The sequence below is a fragment of the Stenotrophomonas sp. YJH_SMC_6 genome, from assembly GCF_059371335.1.
In genome coordinates this window covers 56209-71553 of sequence record NZ_JCAFUM010000004.1, presented here as the reverse complement: position 1 = coordinate 71553, position 15345 = coordinate 56209, and the positions used below count along the sequence as shown (strand labels likewise).

The following is a 15345-nucleotide window of genomic DNA, read 5'->3' as shown; positions in this document are numbered from 1 at the left end:
CCATGGCTTTGACCGTTCTCTTCGAAGGAACGGTGGCCAAGCACGTTGAGTCACCGGATGACAATGAGGACGCCCACCGCCTGGCCCTTGAGAGGGGGCGGGTGGTGCTGTCTGACGGTGCGTCGGAGTCTTTCGACGCCCGTAACTGGGCGCGTCTGCTCGTTGAGCGGATCCTGGATGAAGATCTGTCTATGGATGCGGTCGCCATGTGCGCGCGCTCGTACGAGGCAATGCATGATCCGGAGACTCTTTCCTGGTCAAAGGCTGCGGCCTATGAGCGAGGGAGCTTCGCCACGCTGCTGGTTGCGCAGGATCTGCCCGATGCCAATGCCGTTCAAATCACCTCGGTGGGTGACAGCTTGGCCGTGTGGGTCGACGGTGACCAGTGGGTGACCTCAGCCCCGTATGAGTGCTCGGATCAGTTCCAGGAGAAGCCTTCATTGCTGGCCACCCGTTTGGAGTTGAATGAGCCGGGTGATCGTCTCTGGAGCGTCCGAGAGTGGACGTATGAACCCCAAGGACATCGGTTCCTGCTCTGCATGACCGATGCGCTTGGTGCCTGGCTTCTCGCCCACCAGGAGCGGGGAGATGGCTCGGCACTGGAGCTGCTGTGTGGCATACGCGACGTTCAAGAGCTCACCGAGCTGGTTGAGAATGAGCGAGCTGCGGGGCGCATGCGTCGAGACGACTCCACGCTGATCATTGCGTCTGCAACCCAGTCTTGAGGCGTACCGGACGATGGCCTACCCATCTTTGGAGCAGTACAACGAGGCGCTGCAGTCACCACAACTGGCGCTGCTGGACGCGGAGCTTAAGCGCGGCACCCTGAGAACTACCGGGCTGGGATTGCCTCTGGCGCTATGCGGCGGCTTTGCCTTGACCTACGCGGTAACGGTTGGGCCGAAGAAGTTCGCATTGCGCTGTTTCCACAAGGAGTCCCGGGAGCTGGAGCGGCGCTACCAGGCAATTTCGACACGGCTGGATCAGCTCAAGAGCCCGTACTTCCTGCCATTTGAATTCAACCCTGCCGGGATCCGGATTCAGGGCAGCACGTACCCCACCGTCAAGATGGCCTGGGCCAGCGGCAGCACATTGGCTGAGTTCCTTGAAGCCGAGCACGCCAACAAGGGGGCTCTTCAGAATCTCCGCACGGCCCTGACGTCCTTGGCCAGTTACCTGGAGCAGAACAACCTCGCCCACGGAGACATCCAGCCCGAGAATCTGATGGTCAGCGCCGATGGCGCCCAAGTCCAGTTGATTGACTACGATGGTCTCTATGTTGAGTCGCTCAAAGGGTCGAGGGCGACCGAGTTGGGGCAGCTCAACTTTCAGCATCCCCAGCGGTCCGCGAATGACTTTGGTCCCACGCTTGATCGCTTCTCGTTCCTGACGCTGGATGTCGCCCTACAGGTCCTGATTGCCGCTCCCAGGATGTGGGCATCCTCGCGCTCCGAGCCGAGCGCCGTTGTATTCCGGCGAAATGACTTCCTCGACCCCGCGCAGTCGACCGCATTTCAGGACGCGGTTGCCTTGCCCGGCGTCAAGGCTCATGTGGAGAATCTGGCTAAAGTTGCTGCGGGAGCCTTCTCGGCTGTCCCATCCCTCGTTGAATTCCTGCAGGGCAAGGGAGTTCCTGCGGGCCCCATCGCTATTCGAGCTGCTGCCCAAGTACTGGTGTACCAAGGCCCTTACGTGGTCGCCGACGCCGCCGATTACGGCCAGGTTCTCCAGATGGTGGGAAGTCGCGTAGAACTTGTAGGACGCGTTTATGGTGTGACGCATCAAAAGACCAGTAGTGGTAAGCCTTACATCTTCGTAAACTTCGCCGATTGGCGGGGTCTGGCGGTCAAGCTATCCATCTGGTCGGAGGGCATCGATGCCATCAAGCCCAACCTGCCCGACAAGTCATGGGTTGGACGCTGGCTATCGGTCTCGGGCCTGATCGATCCGCCCTTCAGCAAGAGGTCCCGCTCTGGAGGCTACACGCACCTGTCGATCACCATCAGCTCACCTGGACAGATTCAGTCGCTGGCGGAGAAGGATGCAAAGTTCCGCCTGCAGGTCGCGGGAAAGGCGGCGGGCGTTGCTGCGCCGACCGCGACCAGTCGCAATGCGGACATCTTGAAAGGCATGGGAGGGGGAGCGACAAGGCCGGTGGCCCCGGTAGCTGCATCGATTCCACCCGCGCCTCCACAGAGTCGCAATCAGTCCATTCTGGGCACGATGCAGCGACAGACGACGAATCAGGCTCCCGCACCATCCCATCGACCGGCCACTCCGAGTACGCCACAGCTGGGATCCACGTCATCCAACAAGGGGTGTTGGCCGGTGCTGCTTATCGGCGGATTCTTCCTGCTGGCGCTACGGGCATGCGCTGGATAGGGCGAACAGCTCGTACGTTCGGAGCAACTCAATCTGCCGATGCGTAGCCCATCACTTGTATGGTTGGCTTCGCGGCGCATGTTCTATCAATCTACAGGGGATGGTCATGTCCAGTTTGGTTCAGGAGATTCAGCGAGATGCGCTCGACCCAGCGGTGGGTGTGAGCGACTTATTGCGTAAGGCGCTGGTTGTTTCAACCAAGCTCAAGATCACCGTTGATACTGCGTGGATCAAGTCAGAGCTATCGGGCTATGGGGGTGATGTCGAATTGCCAAAGTACAGGGAACTGCGCGGTATCCCTCAAGTTCATAACCCTCGGCACGGCTACATGCCCCTTCAGATGCCGCCGGAGATGGAGCTGGAGTTCTGCAGGCTTCCGATGGGATTTAGCGTGGCTGAGGTTGAGTCGCTCCTTCAGCAGAACGAGGGGCTGCTCCGCTTCACCTTTCCCGCGCCGGTCACAGCTCACTTCTTGAAGCATATGGAAGTGAAGATGCAGCCTTCATTGGCCATTTCCCCCAGCGTCTTCCATGGAGTGCTGGACACGGTACGCAACCGCGTTCTGCAGTGGGCTCTCGATCTGGAAGGTGCGGGCGTCGTTGGTGACGGCATGAGCTTCAGTCCAACAGACGTGAAGGCTGCGCAGCACGTGACCACTATCACCAACAACATTGGGTCGATGCACAACTCCCAGCTTCAGCAGCTTTCTTCTGGCCAGCAGTCGTACCAGATCGCGGAAAGCCGTGAGGAGCTCTCAGCCCTTCTGAAGGAAATCAGAAGGGCGGCTGAGTCGAAGGGCGGAGCAGGGCAGGTTCTGGTTGACGTTGACACCGTGTTGGTGCAACTCCAGTCAGCAGAGCCAAAGCGCGGAATCGTCGAGGAATCACTCAGGTCGTTGCGGACTGTGCTTGAGGGTGCCGCTGGCGGAGCATTGACAGCCTATGTACCAAAGCTCATCGCTTTGATGGCCGCGATCGGGATGGGATGAAGTTGCTCAGGTCATCTGGCGGCACGCGCGACGTTCCAATGAGCGCCCCACCGCGATTGTCAGGGGTATCAACCAATTGCCACCACTCGAACGACGGTTCGGCTATCGCCAATCGAGGATTGGGACCTGGGTGGCTAGAGAACTCTCGATGCGAGTCACACGCCCTGGCTTCGGGTTGACCAAGAAGCGCTCGTGGACAAGCTCCGGAACTGGAAGGTCTGTACTGTGGTCGTGTAGGTCGCTGCCCACGGTGAGGCGCGCCGGCAAGCTCCTGAGAGACAGGGGCTTCCTGCAGATCAACTTGATGGCAGTTCGCTTGATCTCTGCCCATATCGAGTCCGCACTTCTTCCGTTTGAGGAGAGGTTGGTACGGGCAGCAGGAGCTGACTTATCCGGGACGGCAGCTCTGTTCCGGCAGTCGGGTCATCTGTCGGGGGCATAGATGGGGAGGCCGGCGGATCGGGTGCTGCGGGTACTGGGTAGCGCGACCCTCCGGGCGGCGCGGAGGTTGGCCGGTGACGGGGCGGTGGTCAGAGTGAGCCGAGCTGGTTGGGTCCATGCCTTTGGACCTCTCTCGATCCGTTCAGCTCGGACCCGGTAGTTGGTCGGAAAGGAGGGCTGCGGGTGTCTTGCAGGGCTGGTTGAGAACGGGTCAGAAGCGAGGATCCGGGACTGATGCAATGTAAGTTATTGAAAAATAAAGATTGATTCGTTCAGGTCTTCTCTCGACAGCGCTGGCGTCCGTGGTCTGAGTTTGCTATAAAAAGCGATATGTTTTTTATAGAAAATTGACATGAAGCTGCCCGTCCCAGCTCCTCAGGTGAGCGAAATGCTGATGAATCATCACGATCAGCTATCCAAGATCCTTTCGGCCAATCTGGGTCCAGAGGTCAATGGGGTGTATGAGCACTGGGACAAGCTCAGGCACCGGACTCCGCCGGCCGGTCTGACGCCTGAGGAGTGGTGGCTGGCCATCAGGTTTCGCAGGTCAGGCATGGCCAAGCGACTGCCATTGGTCGACAGTGCGCAGAAGCACTTCGTGCTTTCCTTGACTGACTCAATGCAGCGTCGCCTTCACTTCATTGATCGGGAGGCGGCCGGCGCGATCAAGGGAATGGACGCCTCTGGCAGCCAGGGCCGCTTCCTGATTCGTTCGCTCATTGAGGAGGCGATGACATCGTCTCAGCTGGAGGGAGCAGCGACAACTAGAGCGGTTGCGAAGGAGATGCTCTCCACGGGGCGGCCTCCGCGGGATCAGTCCGAGCGGATGATCTACAACAACTACGTAGCCATGAACATGATTCGGGAACGTGGTGTCAGGCCAATCACTCCTGAGGAGGTGTTGGAGCTCCACAGCATTCTGACCGACGGCACCTTGGAGGCCGCCTCTGACTGTGGCCGATTCCGGACTGCAGAAGACAATGTAGTGATCTACGATCGAGGAAGTCCCCCGACGTTGCTCCACATACCGCCCCCCGCATCCCAAGTCCCAGACCGTCTGGCCAAGCTGTGCGCCTTCGTGAATGACGGAGCCGGCGAACCTTTCATCCACCCGGTTGTTCGAGCGATCGTGCTGCACTTCCAGATCGGGTATGACCATCCGTTCGTTGATGGCAATGGAAGAACCGCCAGAGCACTCTTCTACTGGGCGATGATGAATGCTGGGTACTGGCTGACAGAGTACCTGTCCATCTCCAGTGTCCTGAAGAAGTCTCCGGCCAAGTACATGCGCGCCTATCTCTACACCGAGAGTGATGGGCAGGATGTCAGTTACTTTGTCGCTCAGCAGCTTGAAGCACTGGAAGAATCCATCCAGGCGCTTCACGCCTACATTGCCAAGAAAAATCAGGAAGACAGAGCGGCACGGCGCGTACTGCGTAGCGCGAAAGTGGGAGAGGTGGTCCTTAACCATCGCCAACGGGCGTTGTTGGTCAATGCGCTCAAAGACCCCGATCGCGTGTACACAGTTGCGAGCCATCAGGCTGCGCATACGATCACCTATCCAACAGCATTGAACGACCTCAACGTCTTGGTCGGCGCGGGCCTCTTGCTCAAGCAGAGGATCGGGAAGGCCAACGAGTTCCTGGTTGTTCCGGGTCTTGGAAAGAAGTTGGCCCTCTGATGGTCCGTGCTCGGCAGCTGGCGGACCCCATCACAGCCTTGGATCTTGATCAGAAGTGCGCCCGCAGCTGCGATAGCAAAGCTCGTTGGGATCTAAGCTGCGCTGATTCGACCATCTGATAGAGTCCAGGGAATGGGACGCACAGGCACATGGAGATGAGCGACGTGGCAGGAAGATCGTCTGGGACAGCTGGAATGGTCATCGTCGGACTCCTGGTAGTGGTCATTGCCATGTGCAACGGAGGCGGGCGGCAAGGCCCTCAGTCCTTGTCGTCAGATAGGGAGCTGCTCCCCACGCCAATTGAGCCGGAACCCCGTCCCGTAGAGAATGCAGAGGCACAGTTTGTCTCAGCGACCGCTCTCAACCAGCGTTCCTCGCCCAACGGCAAGGTCGTCGGAAAGCTGGCCGGTGGCGACTCCGTTGTGGTGTACGAACGTCAAGGGAGCTGGGCACGGGTGTCGCCCGAGGGTTCTTCCGCCAGATGGGTCAGCTCCAACCTTCTTTGCAGCGGAAGCGGGTGCTACAGGTCTGCTAGCAAGCCCTCTTCGCGATCACCTGAAAGCTCTCGTCGAGCTCGCAGCAACTATCTGGATGGAGGGTGCCCATGTTCGGGGTCTCGAGTGTGTATTGGCCCGCGCGGTGGACGCTACTGCATCACATCTGGTGGGAACAAGCGATACGGCGTTTGATGAAGTCAGCTGCTGCCGCTGAAAAAGGCAGGGTGCCCGCCGATCACAGGTGGCACCCGGGGGCGAACGGCCGTTTGCACGCACAGGGAGAGTAGATTGGTGGAGATTGACTGGACAGCGATCGCTGCAGGAATAGCTCTTTTCATCTGGGTTGCCGATAAATTCCAGCGATCACGTGAGAGGTCCGCTACCAGAAGACTATTGGCGCAGATTATGACGTCTCCAATAGGAAACGCGCGCCTCGATGTTGTAAAGATACGTTTCCGGCTTGCCGAGAATGGTGCCGAACAGCTTCAGGATTTGGCGAGCTCTCGCGATGCGCGCGTCGATTTCTGGGATCAGGTTAAGTCTTTGAACGTTGATCTGCCACCTCAGTTCTACGACAAAGCAGACATCTTTGATACCTCAACCACCCGGACTCTGGCCGTAGCGCTCTCGGCGGTAAACGAGCTGCGGTCCATCGTTAAGATGACCTCCGAGTTAGCTGCTTCGGCAACAGAGGAAGATGTCTATGCTCACATTCGCACAGTCGGTGAGAAGGTTGTTGCCGCGGATGCTGCACTGGAGCATGCCTTCGATGAGCTGATAAGAGTTGGGAGGGTGAGTTAGCTCAGTCACTTGATCAAGAGTGTGGTTCACAAGCTAGACATCTCGTCATTCTTCGCTATAACGGCCCACAGGGCTGCTCGTGTAAGGCTTCCCTGCATCCATCTTTCGTGGGAGGTAGTTGATGCGCACTGCGTTGGCACCAGGCGGATGAGGCGACTGGCTGGAGTTCCCGTGCGTTGATGCTGGCCACTACTGCGTGGAAGGCACTGGATGCCCACTATCGCTTCTTCTTCATGGCAGATACTTCGTGGTGAACTCAGAGAGAGACAGAAGGAGGTCATCGTCCTTTGCTTTCCCATTGACGAAAACGGCTCTCTGCCAACGCTTGACGGCCCTGCACCAAGCCCTTTCGTCACCAATTCCGTATGTCCCGAGGGCCCGTCTAGCCTGAGTTACGAAGATGCCGTTCGTCTTGGGGTCCATCGATCCCGCCGGATCCTTCGGGCTCTGATAGATCCCTTCGAAAGAGATCTTGTCTGAGGGAAGGTCATAGTAGAACGAGAGTATCTCTGCGGCCGGGGGCATCTTCGTCCAGTTCTCCCAGGCATCGATGCCGCTCCCTAGTTCTTCTTGGAGCTGCGCTACCTTCCTTTCAACCTTTCTGCTGTAGGGTTCATAGTCGAGACTGATGAACAGGCTCTTCATCGCGAATGCTTTGGGGTTCTCCTTCACCGCGCTGAGCAGGTCGAGTGGGTCCACACGAAGCGTAGGCGGTGCCCGGTCAGCTTGCTCGAGCAGGATCTGAGCAATCTCTGGGATAGAGAGGTCTGCTGCTATCTTCCAGAGCGAGTCAAACCAGGCAGTCAGCTGACTGATCTCATCAGGGCCGTCGATCAACGTACAGGCCTCGTTCCAGCCAGATCCGTCCTTGTTGAGACCCAGTCCATCGGCTGACGCGTTGGCCGAGCCAAGTACGGCCGAGGTGGGACCCAGGTAGACCTTGGCATGCAGGGACGCAAGTGCACGCACCTGAAAGCCACGTTTGATCAGATCACGGATCACGTCAGGATTGCAGCCGCCTACAGACAGGTTGCAGAGGATTCGCACTCCAGCCGTTTGGCTTCTCTCCAGCCCAAGTGCCTTAAGCGCCCCCCAGCCCCAGAAGGGAACGGCGATGCGAGCTGGTGACAGGGCAATTGCTCGCTTGATGGCGCCACAGATGGTATTCGGGGACGTCAGAATCGATGTTGCCATAGCCTGCTTATAGCCAGTGATTGAACACATTCAGAGTAGCAGTTGCGTGGGAAATGGGTGGATCCCTGATGGAGTCGGGCATTGCGTTCGAGGCGCCCTGCTCGGAAGTAGTACACCAAAATAATCGCCGCCGCTTATCAGCTAGCAGGCGTCTCCAAATGGGTGATATAGGGTTCTTCCTCCCGGACCTCCCCAATTCACCGGAAATAGGTCGAAGTAGCGCTGAAGAGTTCGCCCTTCGGTCTGACTGGCTAAGGGATAGCTCTCCCAAGTTCTATGCGCCGTCGTCCTATCACGGCCTGGAGTCCCGATATCGTCTCTGCTGATGCGCAGTACGTCACTGTACTCGCCTGCCAAGTGAGGGTTTGCAGGGCCTGACATGCGCGGAGGTCTTGTCCAGCGTTGGTAGTGCACTGCCCATATGACCGAACCAACAGAAGGCGAGATTGCCCAACGATGACCGCGGGACCGAACTGGTGTTTGACTCGTCGCCCGAGAACAGACGAATAGTTGCCACCCGCAGCCATTGGTGACAGCCACCTCCGAGCTGGTCTTACGGACTGGGGCAACATGCGTCACCAGGCAGACGACTTCATGCAGTGGAGAACAAAATCGATCAGACGGTTCTCATCGCATGTGCGCTGCTGCAGGCTGGCACCGTGACGGGAGAGTGGGACGGAAGCTGACGTGAGCTCGGTCGCTCTTTGACTGCCGCAGAAGAATTAAGCTGTATTTAAGGATCGACGGGCATTGATTCGCAGGATCCGAGTGCGTCGAGGCAGAACTCAAAATTCAGCATCTGATCCTAAAAAGACTGAGCCGACCTGGGACAAGACCTCCCATGGACCAGGAAAATGTATCGCGGATAGGGTGAATGCCCGCTCCCGGCCGGTAGCAGACATTGGCGGGGCGGGGGATTAGGATTGTTTATCGGGGGTAGGGCATGGCAGCTCCCGACCCGTAACAGCCATTCGAGATGAGACACGCTCGATGGGCTTCGCTTATGTTACCCCGCTTGCATATTTGCCATGCACCCCCCACGGATCATGGCTAGCTCATAGGTGCCAAATTAGAATTGGGCGGGACGAAGCATGCATCGGCCATTGAAAGCGCTATGGCGGCTTTCCGACTAGTATTTGATTTACGGCCCCCGTCAGGGGGGGCATCCTACGACCCAGGGGAACGCATTGGCTCTTCGACACAGCTACGTCTACCACGTCCTGAAATTCCTCAGGAACGGACAGGCCCGAACGGCTCGCGACCTACTCCGACTGCTCGCGGTGGAGCGCGAGAACATGCGGTCGAAGGAAGGGAAGAACTTAGCAGGCCCAGAGAGACTTGAGCAAATGGAAGAAGTGCTCGCCGGCCTCGCGGAAATCGGCGTGCTGTCAATTGGGAGCGACGGTCGCATCTTGCCTGACAACGATTTTCTTTCGCCAAGCTTTGACGGTGGTGGTGATGAAGGTGGTACACCTGGAGGACCCACCGGACCGCAGTCCGGTGACGGCGGCGGGGCGGGATTGTCCGAGATTCTTGGGCACGGCGTACTGTTCTGCCTATCCGATGACGCGCAGGATACCTTACTTGACGCTGCATTCAGCGCCGGACTTCCGGAAGAAGGAGCTCACGGATGATCAGTGTCTCAGCGCTACCGCTGTTGGCCTACAAGGTCGGACCGAACCTCTTTGACCTGTCGAGCAATTTGCATCACGTCAGCATGCGCGATCAGATCCATCGCGCCGTGGCGCTTGCGGAATCACTTGTGGCGGGCAACCAATTGCAGCCCGGCCAACAGGCGCTGATCGTCGGTGCCGGGGTTGCTGGCGTCGTGGCGGGCATGGTGCTTGCGCGCCACCGTGTGGAGGTCCAAATCGTCGACGCTTCGGTAGATGCGCCTTTCCGGTTGCAGCGCGGTGTCGCCACGCGATACGTGGGTCCGTACATGTACGAATGGCCACTGGCGGTACATGGCTGCCAAGAAATGCCTCCGCCAGTGAATGAGGCGCTGTTTCCTTGGGCTGCTGGAAAACCGACGGCGTTGCCATTCAGCACCAGCTTTCCGGCCAAGCCAGATGATCTCGTCAAGGATTGGGAGCCGATCCTCAAGCAGGCCATCGCCAATTCGGGCGGCCGACTTAGGCTACAGGTAGGGATCAACAGCCTCGCAACCAATCGAGACGTCAAGCGTTGGCTCCATGCCGAACGGTATATCGCGGAAAAGCGACATCCACGCAAGCGAACGCGTGCGGTCACCATTTATGGCGGCACTCCTTGGGGTGGAAGCCAGAAGCCATACACCCCGCTGATACCACGTTTCGTGCTACTGGCTGCGGGCATGGGGGAGGAGAACAACATCGTCACTGACAGCAGCGGTAGCGTCTTGCTGCAGGGAAACGCCTTCTGGGCGAATGACGACATTCGCAAACGTTATTGTGGCCTGTCCTCACCGCCGCGAGTGGTAGTGATCGGCGGTGGCGATGGTGGCCTGCAAGATGCGCTTCGAGCGGCGACGATTGACGACCATCCTCTCGCCACTTGGGATCGGCTCTTGGCCAAGGACACGAACAAGGTATTGCCCGAGGCGCTGGCTGATATCCAAGCCATGGAGGCGCAGCATGGGCTCAACGCCATCTGGACGGCGACGGATCCTTTCCGTAACCAGGAGCTACCCATCCTCGACGCCGCCTATCAAAAACTGGCCACATCGCTCGCGGGAGATCAGTACGTCAAGCTGGCTGTGCTTTCCAGCTTGCGCGAGGACGTGAGCAGCGTGCACCTCTGCATCAAGGATGCGTGCTTTTCCAAGGCTTATGCGCTCAACCGCTTCCTGGTGCACCTGCTCGAGCAATGCACGAAGAAGGAAGCCGGTGCGGGCGTATCCCCTTTTCTGGAGGTAACCCGGAACGTGACGCTCACTTCCGCGAAGAATAGCAGTGCCATGCAGACGCTGACTTTTTCGAATGGCATGACATTGCATGCCGAGATCGTGATCGTGCGATTCGGGCCGGATCGTAGCGCTCTTCCGGCACAGTGGCTCGGGCTTACCACCAAGGACACGGTAAATCGGCAAGAGCTAGCCGCCGTGCCCCTGCCTCTGTACCTGCCACCAAGTTGTTGAAAGACCGCTTTTGGCCGGAAGCTGACGTCAGTCTCCCTAGCAGCTCGGTTCTCTGATGAGGAACACGTCGATGATCAGCAACCGGTGCAACATTTGCGGTCGAAAGCTTGACGTCTCTGCCGATCTGCTCTCTGCCGACTGCGGCGGAGATTGCTGGGGCTGCGTGGGGGCCATGGAGCTTGGTTGGCCAGAATCGGCCAAGCGGGTCGCGAAGGAAATCCGAGCCGGGCTCCGAGAGCCTGACGGGGCGGCTAAACCGCCATCCGAGAACTAGCAGGCCAATGTCCGCTTCTGGCCGAAAGCGGAAACAGGACTGAGCAAGCGCCTAGCGATGGCTAGGTTTCCATCTAGCCACTTCGTTATTCCAACTTGTCAATGTGTCGTGGTGGCCTCAGTATCTGCCTCTCTAGATGTGTTCGCAGCGAGCGCCAAGGCGCGAAATTGGCACAGGTGGCTGTGTTTGTCCGATGTAAATACCGGTGAGTAGCATGAACGAATCGTTTGACCAGGCCGAAGCGTTACAGAACCTTTTGATCTCGCATGCCACCGGAGGCAGCGAGAGCAATCAAGAGTATGCAAGCCTACGCAACTCGTTGATGAATAATGCGTTGGTGGAGGCACTGACCCCGCGCTTTGTGCGGACCTGTCGCAACCTCGATCAGTTCTGGCAGTTCATCAAGTTCGAGCTTCCAACCTACGCGGAACGCAGGCAGCTCATATGGGACACGTTCCGTCCTATTCTGGAGACGCTTGAGCGCGCTTCCATCTCACCGGCCGACCACATCTTTGCAGACAGGCTGAGTGCCGTGGACGCTTTGCATGTTCAATCGGCATGGACAAAAGCGTTGGAACGCCGCGCGACCGATCCAGAAGGTGCAATTACATCTGCTCGGACATTGATCGAGTCGGTATGCAAACACATCCTAGATAAGTCTGGCACTGATTACGACGATGGCGCAGATCTTCCGAAGTTGTATAGGGCCACTGCCGAAGTGCTAAACCTGGCCCCATCCCAACACACTGAGCCGGTTTTCAAGCAGGTGCTTGGAGGTTGCACATCGGTTGTCGAGGGGCTGGGGGCGCTTCGTAATCGCCTTAGCGATGCGCACGGGAAAGGCAAGATAGGTTCCAGACCAGCGCCGCGTCACGCAGAGCTTGCCGTGAACCTATCGGGAGCGCTGGCTACCTTCCTTCTCGCTACTTGGGAGGCCCGCTGCCAGGATTCCATCAAATAGGCTGGGATCGCGCATTTCACGTCGAAATGCCACTGCGCATTGCGGCATAGCCACTGGTGCCGGATCAAACCAGCAGCGTGCTGCTAATATTCCCTTCTCGCATATCTCGATGCGCAGCAAAAAAGTCCAAGTCGGTCCGGGTCTTAGCGGACCTTGATGGACAGCTGTTTGAATAGAGGTGCGAAGCTGCTGCTGATCCCCCAGCACAACCTGGTGCTCACCGCGCGTGGATCCACGCAGTTCTTCCTTCGGATCTACGAGCTCGCTCTTGCAGGCCAGTTTTCGAGCTGACTTCACTATGGAGCAGCTCATGGCTGAGCTGGGCCTGGTCATTGATCAACTCTGGCCAAATTACGAGAGGGCAGCGGCCGAGGCGGGCTTGCCGATCGAGCATCTTGGTACAGAACTCATCTTGGGGGGGGCAAAAATAGCCGCATGATGGCTACCGCCTATGCCAAGAGCGACAGTCAGCGCCCTACTGTGGTGCAACCGATCAGTGGACAACTGGCATCTCCCGGCGAGCCGTTGCACGGAGTGCCGGGAAGCATGGCGAAGGCAGAACTGATGGCTGCCGGCCGGCCTCAGGCAGCCTACCTCAATGGGAAAATGGGCCGCACGGTAGCGGGTGGTCACATGCTGATCGGATTTCTGCAGCACGGCCAAGCGGTCGTGAAGGATCTGGGGCCGATCTGAGTGGGGCCGGTCGAGAGAGGCCGTTGCAGGCACTCAGCTCCCGAGCGTCGGCTAGGTGGGCGGCCTCCCGTGAGCGGTCGCCCCTCCTTGTCAGCTCTTCGGCGCGAGGGTGGGTGCCCGATCGCGACTCCGGGATCTAGCTCACTGCGGGCTCCTGCGCAGCGTCGAGTGAGGGAGCCTTCTTCGCCTGCGCTTTAGCATTCTTGGAGACTGCCCGGCGTATGCGCTGCTGGGCATCCTTCACCTTCTCTCCGTCCAGGACCTCACGCTTCAGAATCTCATTGTTGAGAAGCTCAACAACTGCCTCCGACTCGATCTTCAGTTCCGGGAACAGACGGCGAAGCTCTCGGCGGATGACAGAAACGACCGGCTCTCCGAGAACAACCTGCGCTACCGTGAACTTATTGAGCACCGAGATGTGCTGGTGATACAGGCCCATCGCGTCAGAGGTGATCCCTTCTCTGCAGAGCAGGAACAATTTACGCTGGTCTTCTTCGTTCTTTAGGTTGACATCCGCTATGCAGAACGATGAGACGAGCTCGTACTCAATGGGTTGGCCGAACTTGATTCTATAGAGGCGCCACTCCAGCGCATTGGTGAGCACGATCCACTCGATGCCCTCGTGGGCGCCATAGTTGATGGCCTGGCGCAGATGTGTCTCGTTTAGCGAGATTGCTGCTGCTTTCACTTCGATCAGAACTCTGATCTTGCCATCGATCTTTACCGCTAGGTCGCAGAACGTTCCCCTGATCTGCTGCTCGCTAGTCAGTTCGTTGTACTTGTCGTAACCGAAGATGTCGGCAAGCATGTCCTTGACCAGGGTCACGGTATCGGCTTCAGACACATCTTTGGTCTTATGGGAAACGGCGACCGATACCAGCGACCTTACCGTTGTCGGCCATCTGTCCGAGACCTTCTTTGGAATCTTCAGCACATCCATGCTCCTTCCCGTTGTCGTCTGCGAATACTGATGCTTTGACCAGTCCTGCGCAATGGAGTGCAAGGGGGAAGGGGCATCCCCGCCGTCTGTTACCGTCCAGGCTGATCCTGCGTTGATTCGGTAGTGTCCTGAAGAGCGGGATCTGGGAGAAGTGCTGGCCACTGCCTCAAGGGCGCGCCAAAAGTGGACGAGATCTCACGCCCGCCCACTTGAGGCTTGTCTGGGCGGGGAGGGTAGATCCGGTTTTCGGGCCGGACATTCGCGTTAAAGGTGCGCCCGCAATGGGAACCGATCATTGAGAGGGCCACATGTGCATGAGCCAGTTCGGGTTGAACTCGATCTCCTCGTCCGCAAGCGTGATGCTCCCCAGTGGCGCATCAGGATGCTAACGCATATGGCATGCACCTGGCTGATGACGGACGATACGGCTGTGGCCATTGCGGGACCGCTGGGGCCCTGGACGGACGTGTAGAAAAGCAGTCAATTAGTCCGTTGGTTTCTGGGTTCGAAGGCAACTCACAGGCCCAACTAAAGTGAGTCAAAATGTGAGTCAAATCTCAAGGGAATGATCCTTGATGTCTTTATAAATCAATTGTGTACACTGTCAATGTGAGTGCTGGTGGGCCCCAACCGACCTCGCCTGACCGGTCGCAGGTCTCATCGCTCCCCAACGCGACCTGCAGCGTCGGTACCATCTGATCCGCACACAGGGATCGACCATGGCCAGCACCGATACCCCGGTGGAAGACTTCACCAACGAAATCGAAGACAGCCGGCACCTGTTTGCCTGGTGCCTGGTCCACTATGGACAGGTGCCCGAGGCGCTGGCACTTGAACAGGCACGCCAACGCTATCCCGACCAGAGCCCCGGCCGCGATTACGAACACGCGCTGATCTTCCACGACGAGCCCTGGCATTGGGCGATGCTGCAGGTGGCGGGGGAAGGTTATTGGCACCGGCGCCCGGAACTGGCGCAGCCATCGCTGGACTACGAAGCCGAATCGGACGCACTGTGCCTGGCCCGCAGTGAGCGGGTCCCACTGCTGGATGAGGACGAGTACCTTGGCGCGCTCGCGCATGCGCGCCACATGCGTGCATGGACGCTGGTCCATCAGACGGGTCGTTCGCCGGATGAAGCGCGCCAGGAGGCGCTCGGCCACTACGCGTATCATCCGCGCCATCATCGCGGTCGATTTCAGGTTCATGATCCGCGTGATGGCTGGCGTCATGTGATGAGCGTATTGAATGGCGACGATTACTGGGCGCGACCAGAGTTGCGGGAACCGCCACAGGCCTATTGGAACGAGTCCCGCGCCTTTGTTTCGGCGCAGGGAATCCGCTTGCCGGACCCTCCGGGCTGAGGACTGCTCGGCCG

Annotated in this window: 14 protein-coding genes; 12 read left to right on the top strand and 2 right to left on the bottom strand. The window is 58.5% G+C overall.

The window, feature by feature from the left end; genetic code table 11:
- Nucleotides 1-2: 2 nt before the first annotated feature.
- The 6 genes from AC5P9N_RS05325 (at nt 3) to AC5P9N_RS05300 (ending at nt 6790) form a co-directional block, all read left to right on the top strand.
- The gene (locus AC5P9N_RS05325) at nt 3-725 is read left to right on the top strand and encodes a hypothetical protein (protein WP_208180449.1); all 723 of its coding nucleotides are present in this window, start codon (nt 3-5) and stop codon (nt 723-725) included.
- A gap of 13 nt (nt 726-738) precedes the next feature.
- Nucleotides 739-2382 carry a protein kinase family protein gene (locus AC5P9N_RS05320; protein WP_243897955.1) on the top strand — a complete coding sequence of 548 codons (1644 nt, stop codon included), beginning with the start codon at nt 739-741 and terminating at the stop codon, nt 2380-2382.
- A gap of 106 nt (nt 2383-2488) precedes the next feature.
- A complete protein-coding gene (locus tag AC5P9N_RS05315; RefSeq protein WP_208180448.1) occupies nt 2489-3370 on the top strand; it encodes an AbiTii domain-containing protein in 882 nt (293 codons plus the stop codon).
- A 793-nt stretch (nt 3371-4163) separates the two neighbouring features.
- Nucleotides 4164-5492, top strand: a complete 1329-nt coding sequence (locus tag AC5P9N_RS05310) for a Fic family protein (protein ID WP_208180447.1) — start codon at nt 4164-4166, stop codon at nt 5490-5492.
- Between the two features lie 149 nt (nt 5493-5641).
- Nucleotides 5642-6181, top strand: coding sequence for an SH3 domain-containing protein (locus AC5P9N_RS05305; RefSeq protein WP_369479370.1), 540 nt, complete (start codon nt 5642-5644; stop codon nt 6179-6181).
- Between the two features lie 96 nt (nt 6182-6277).
- Nucleotides 6278-6790 carry a hypothetical protein gene (locus AC5P9N_RS05300; RefSeq protein WP_208180445.1) on the top strand — a complete coding sequence of 171 codons (513 nt, stop codon included), beginning with the start codon at nt 6278-6280 and terminating at the stop codon, nt 6788-6790.
- Between the two features lie 231 nt (nt 6791-7021).
- Here the strand turns inward: AC5P9N_RS05300 and AC5P9N_RS05295 are convergent, their stop codons facing one another.
- Entirely contained in the window at nt 7022-7792 is a 771-nt protein-coding gene (locus AC5P9N_RS05295; protein WP_487247776.1) for a hypothetical protein, read from the bottom strand.
- 1538 nt (nt 7793-9330) lie between these two features.
- Here AC5P9N_RS05295 and AC5P9N_RS05290 point away from each other — a divergent pair.
- The 5 genes from AC5P9N_RS05290 to AC5P9N_RS05270 all read left to right on the top strand — a co-directional run bounded on the left by AC5P9N_RS05290 (nt 9331) and on the right by AC5P9N_RS05270 (nt 13030).
- Complete coding sequence (locus AC5P9N_RS05290; protein WP_369479369.1) at nt 9331-9618, top strand: hypothetical protein; 288 nt, start codon at nt 9331-9333, stop codon at nt 9616-9618.
- Nucleotides 9615-11102 (top strand): hypothetical protein, encoded by a 1488-nt coding sequence (locus AC5P9N_RS05285; RefSeq protein WP_208180442.1) that lies wholly within the window; start codon nt 9615-9617, stop codon nt 11100-11102. Before AC5P9N_RS05290 ends, AC5P9N_RS05285 begins: the two co-directional genes overlap by 4 nt.
- Before the next feature lie 488 nt (nt 11103-11590).
- Nucleotides 11591-12337: an abortive infection family protein gene (locus AC5P9N_RS05280; protein ID WP_208180441.1), complete on the top strand. Its 747-nt coding sequence runs from the start codon at nt 11591-11593 to the stop codon at nt 12335-12337.
- A 310-nt stretch (nt 12338-12647) separates the two neighbouring features.
- Nucleotides 12648-12776 carry a hypothetical protein gene (locus AC5P9N_RS05275; protein WP_279591994.1) on the top strand — a complete coding sequence of 43 codons (129 nt, stop codon included), beginning with the start codon at nt 12648-12650 and terminating at the stop codon, nt 12774-12776.
- Nucleotides 12773-13030: a hypothetical protein gene (locus tag AC5P9N_RS05270; protein ID WP_208180475.1), complete on the top strand. Its 258-nt coding sequence runs from the start codon at nt 12773-12775 to the stop codon at nt 13028-13030. Before AC5P9N_RS05275 ends, AC5P9N_RS05270 begins: the two co-directional genes overlap by 4 nt.
- Before the next feature lie 136 nt (nt 13031-13166).
- Here the strand turns inward: AC5P9N_RS05270 and AC5P9N_RS05265 are convergent, their stop codons facing one another.
- Nucleotides 13167-13970, bottom strand: coding sequence for a type I restriction enzyme HsdR N-terminal domain-containing protein (locus AC5P9N_RS05265; RefSeq protein WP_208180440.1), 804 nt, complete (start codon nt 13968-13970; stop codon nt 13167-13169).
- 719 nt (nt 13971-14689) lie between these two features.
- Here AC5P9N_RS05265 and AC5P9N_RS05260 point away from each other — a divergent pair.
- Entirely contained in the window at nt 14690-15331 is a 642-nt protein-coding gene (locus AC5P9N_RS05260) for a hypothetical protein (RefSeq protein ID WP_062605565.1), read from the top strand.
- Nucleotides 15332-15345 lie beyond the last annotated feature (14 nt).

What these genes read in the sequence shown, in the direction of transcription:
- AC5P9N_RS05325 (WP_208180449.1), top strand. Translation starts at nt 3, where the DNA reads ATGGCTTTGACCGTTCTCTTCGAAGGAACGGTGGCCAAGCACGTTGAG.
- AC5P9N_RS05320 (WP_243897955.1), top strand. Translation starts at nt 739, where the DNA reads ATGGCCTACCCATCTTTGGAGCAGTACAACGAGGCGCTGCAGTCACCA.
- AC5P9N_RS05315 (WP_208180448.1), top strand. Translation starts at nt 2,489, where the DNA reads ATGTCCAGTTTGGTTCAGGAGATTCAGCGAGATGCGCTCGACCCAGCG.
- AC5P9N_RS05310 (WP_208180447.1), top strand. Translation starts at nt 4,164, where the DNA reads ATGAAGCTGCCCGTCCCAGCTCCTCAGGTGAGCGAAATGCTGATGAAT.
- AC5P9N_RS05305 (WP_369479370.1), top strand. Translation starts at nt 5,642, where the DNA reads ATGGAGATGAGCGACGTGGCAGGAAGATCGTCTGGGACAGCTGGAATG.
- AC5P9N_RS05290 (WP_369479369.1), top strand. Translation starts at nt 9,331, where the DNA reads ATGGAAGAAGTGCTCGCCGGCCTCGCGGAAATCGGCGTGCTGTCAATT.
- AC5P9N_RS05285 (WP_208180442.1), top strand. Translation starts at nt 9,615, where the DNA reads ATGATCAGTGTCTCAGCGCTACCGCTGTTGGCCTACAAGGTCGGACCG.
- AC5P9N_RS05280 (WP_208180441.1), top strand. Translation starts at nt 11,591, where the DNA reads ATGAACGAATCGTTTGACCAGGCCGAAGCGTTACAGAACCTTTTGATC.
- AC5P9N_RS05275 (WP_279591994.1), top strand. Translation starts at nt 12,648, where the DNA reads ATGGCTGAGCTGGGCCTGGTCATTGATCAACTCTGGCCAAATTACGAG.
- AC5P9N_RS05270 (WP_208180475.1), top strand. Translation starts at nt 12,773, where the DNA reads ATGATGGCTACCGCCTATGCCAAGAGCGACAGTCAGCGCCCTACTGTG.
- AC5P9N_RS05265 (WP_208180440.1), bottom strand. Translation starts at nt 13,970, where the DNA reads ATGGATGTGCTGAAGATTCCAAAGAAGGTCTCGGACAGATGGCCGACA.
- AC5P9N_RS05260 (WP_062605565.1), top strand. Translation starts at nt 14,690, where the DNA reads ATGGCCAGCACCGATACCCCGGTGGAAGACTTCACCAACGAAATCGAA.